Source organism: Dermacoccus sp. BD5, from assembly GCF_044878485.1.
GTDB lineage: Bacteria > Actinomycetota > Actinomycetes > Actinomycetales > Dermatophilaceae > Dermacoccus > Dermacoccus nishinomiyaensis.
Genome location: NZ_JANJER010000036.1, coordinates 1 through 1,087, shown reverse-complemented (window position 1 = coordinate 1,087; position 1,087 = coordinate 1). Strand labels below are relative to the sequence as shown.

1 pseudogene is annotated in these 1,087 nt (G+C 65.6%); it reads right to left on the bottom strand.

Going from position 1 to position 1,087, the window contains the following annotated elements:
• Positions 1-1,084: pseudogene (locus NQ706_RS13640) on the bottom strand (IS3 family transposase); the annotation flags it as partial.
• Positions 1,085-1,087 lie beyond the last annotated feature (3 nt).

The following is a 1,087-nucleotide window of genomic DNA, read 5'->3' as shown; positions in this document are numbered from 1 at the left end:
CACGTCGTGCGTGAGTAGATCAGCTCGGCCTTGTACAAGCCGTTCACCGTCTCAGCCAAGGCGTTATCGTACGAATCGCCCACTGTCCCAACGGAAGGCGCAACGCCGTGCTCGGCCAACGTGTCGGTGTACGCCAGCGAAACGTACTGGACTCCGCGGTCGCTGTGGTGCACGAGCCGCCCGCCCTGACGCGCCGCCGGGGTCGTGGTGATCGCCTGCTGCAACGCGATCAGCGGCAATGCCTGCGTCGTCAGCGATGACGCGACCGACCAGCCCACGATCTTGCGCGTGCACGCATCGGTGATGAACGCCGTGTACGCGAACCCACCGACGGTGCGCACGTACGTGATGTCCGCAACCCACAGCTCGTTCGGCGCCATCGCGTGGAAGTCACGCTCGACCAGGTCCGGGCGGTGATCGGGCAGCTTCGACGCGACGGTCGTGAACGGGCGACGCCCGCGCCGAACACCGTGCAGCCCAGCGACTTTCATGAGCCGGGCGGTCTGATCGCGTCCGATCATCCAGCCTTCGCGGCGCATCGCGTGCCACATCTTGCGCTGGCCGTACACGCCGTAATTCTGCTGGTGAACGCGCCGGATCTCGTCGATGAGTACCTCGTCACGGATTGCCCGGGCGCAGCGCGGGCGGGCTTTCGCTGCCCGGTAGCCGCGCGACGTGATGAACCCACACTCCATCGCGCCCAGCACGCGACAGATGGACTCGACCCCGAACTGACCCTTGTGTTCGTCGATGAACCGGATCATTTCGTCGTGGGGCGGTCGAGTTCCGCTGCGAAAAAAGCCGATGCTTTCTTCAAGATCTCGTTCGCGCGCCGTGTCTCTGCAAGTTCGCGGCGAAGGCGCCGGTTCTCTTCCTCCAGGGACTCACGTGGCGCTGCCGCGCCCACCATGGCTGGTTGTTCGCCAGCACGGGGCATCCAGTTACGGATGGTCGCCGGCGCGATGCCGAGCGAGGCTCCGACGGCGTCCATCGCGACGCGCTGTGAGCATGCTTCGGCGGCGCGCTTGTCGAGCACCATCCTGACGGCGTGCTCACGCAACTGCTGGTCGTACTTCTTGGGCATGGT